3 protein-coding genes are annotated in these 2,086 nt (G+C 25.1%); 2 read left to right on the top strand and 1 reads right to left on the bottom strand.

The window, feature by feature from the left end; all coding sequences use genetic code 11:
- The first annotated feature begins 184 nt into the window (after positions 1-184).
- Both ACR0QS_RS12990 and ACR0QS_RS12985 read left to right on the top strand, forming a co-directional pair.
- Entirely contained in the window at positions 185-463 is a 279-nt protein-coding gene (locus ACR0QS_RS12990; protein ID WP_432633875.1) for a hypothetical protein, read from the top strand.
- Between the two features lie 184 nt (positions 464-647).
- Complete coding sequence (locus ACR0QS_RS12985) at positions 648-1,730, top strand: radical SAM protein (protein ID WP_432633874.1); 1,083 nt, start codon at positions 648-650, stop codon at positions 1,728-1,730.
- Positions 1,731-1,771: 41 nt separating this feature from the next.
- Here ACR0QS_RS12985 and ACR0QS_RS12980 read toward each other — a convergent pair.
- Positions 1,772-2,086: tetratricopeptide repeat protein (locus tag ACR0QS_RS12980; protein WP_432633873.1), on the bottom strand; the 315-nt coding region annotated here is incomplete at its 5' end.

The following is a 2,086-nucleotide window of genomic DNA, read 5'->3' as shown; positions in this document are numbered from 1 at the left end:
GTATAGTAATGAATACTTTTATTTATTTATACAAAATAAAGTTGAGAATATATTTTTATTTTTCGTGGTTTCAAAAATAAATTTAGGAGACGCTAAAGAATTTGTAAATCTATCGAAAAAGTATTCGGCGGAATGTTTCTTTTGGAATCTAAGAGATTGGGGAACGTAATATACAAAAAACGAAATGCCCGATGAATATGAAATATATAAAGTATTTAAGGACGATATATTTGGAGATAAAATCGTTCATTTGAATCCTTATTTATATAATATAAGAAATAATGAAAATTTTTTGGAAGATTATTTTGTTAATGAAATAAACGAATTGAAAGATAAAATTAATTGTTATGAAGATAGATTAGATAAATTGAATTGTAAGATTGGTAAGGTTGTGGATAGTTTGGCATGGTGGATACCTTTTAAAAAATTGAGGAATAAGTTTAGGGATAAATTTTTAAAATAAAAGATATTAATTAATAAATAGTTTTAGATAAGAATAGTATAAATTTGAGTATAATTCTATTAAATAATATTTTTTAAGTTATATTTATAATATATATTATTTCTATTTAATATTAATAATTTCATATTGAAGTTTTTTTTAAAAAAGATATATAATATATAAAAAATCAAATAGGAGGGTTACAATGACCTACAGAGAATTTTATAATAAGTATTCTAATACTAATGATATTGCATATAAAGAAGAAGATTTAAAAGATATAAAACTTGATAAAATTAAAAAATTTATAGATTGTTATATACCGATTACCGCATGCAATTTTAGATGTCCTTATTGTTATATAACCCAAAACAATAGATGGAATGACGCTCTCCCAGAATTTAAATATTCGGCTAAAGATGTTAGAAAGGCGTTGTCAAAAGAACGTTTGGGCGGAACTTGTCTATTGAATATGTGCGGCGGAGGTGAGACTTTACTTCATCCATATATTATAGAACTTTTGAAAGAATTGCTTGAGGAAGGACATTATATTTGGATTATTACAAACGGTTCTTTAAATAAGAGATTTGAGGAGATTTCTAAATTTCCAAAGAATTTACTTTATCGTTTGGCATTTAAATTTTCATTTCATTATCTCGAACTTAAAAGATTAAATAAATTGGAAGATTATGTAAAAAATATAAAATCTATGCAGGATTTGGGAGTTTCTTTCAGCGTGGAAATAACTCCTTATGACGAATTGATAGAATATATTGACGAGATAAAAGAATTTTCATTAAAAAATTTTGGCGCTTTGCCACATATAACCGTAGCGAGAGAAGACAATACGAACAATAAAAAAATATTAACCAATTTGTCTAAAGAAGAATATAATAAAATATGGTCTTGCTTCGATTCAAAAATGTTTAGTTTTAAATTAAGCACTTTTTTAGTAAAGAGAAAAGAATATTGCTATGCAGGAAAATGGTCTTATATACTGCATATAGGAAACGGAATTTTAAGTCAATGTTATTCGAATAATTTGCATCAAAATATATTTGAAAATATGAAAGCTATAAAATTAAAATGCGTAGGCAGAAAATGTTTAGAACCTCACTGTTATAATAGTCATGCATTTTTAGCTTGGGGAGATATACCGTCATTAAAAAGTCCATACTATTATGAAATGAGGAACAGAATTCAATCGGACGGAGAAGAGTGGTTAAATCCGTATATGAAAGAATTTTGCAGTCATAAATTGAAAGAGAATAATAGCAGGTTTTTATGAATAAAAATAGTTTGACTGCTTTGATTTTAAACAGGGACGGTTTATAATTTCCTACGGTTTTTAATATACTCTTTAGCTTCTGGCATATCTATTTTTTCTATTATTGATAACGCCTCTTCGTTACCTAATTTATGAGATTTTATAAGATTGTTTAAAGCTTTGAGATATAGTTTTTTATGATAGGATATATATCCGATACCATAATATATTTTATCTATATTAGACTTAATATTAATATTCTTTGAATATTTTTCCGCTTTTTCATAATATTCTAAAGCTTTATCATGATCTAATAATATAATATATATATCTCCTAAATTAATATTAGCTTCAACATTATATGGATTAATTTCTAT

The organism is Brachyspira sp. (genome assembly GCF_050873525.1).
In the GTDB taxonomy this organism is placed as follows: Bacteria; Spirochaetota; Brachyspiria; order Brachyspirales; family Brachyspiraceae; genus Brachyspira.
The sequence above is the reverse complement of the archived record's forward strand: the minus strand, read 5'-3'. Positions and strand labels throughout refer to the sequence as shown.

What these genes read in the sequence shown, in the direction of transcription:
- ACR0QS_RS12990 (WP_432633875.1), top strand. Translation starts at nt 185, where the DNA reads ATGCCCGATGAATATGAAATATATAAAGTATTTAAGGACGATATATTT.
- ACR0QS_RS12985 (WP_432633874.1), top strand. Translation starts at nt 648, where the DNA reads ATGACCTACAGAGAATTTTATAATAAGTATTCTAATACTAATGATATT.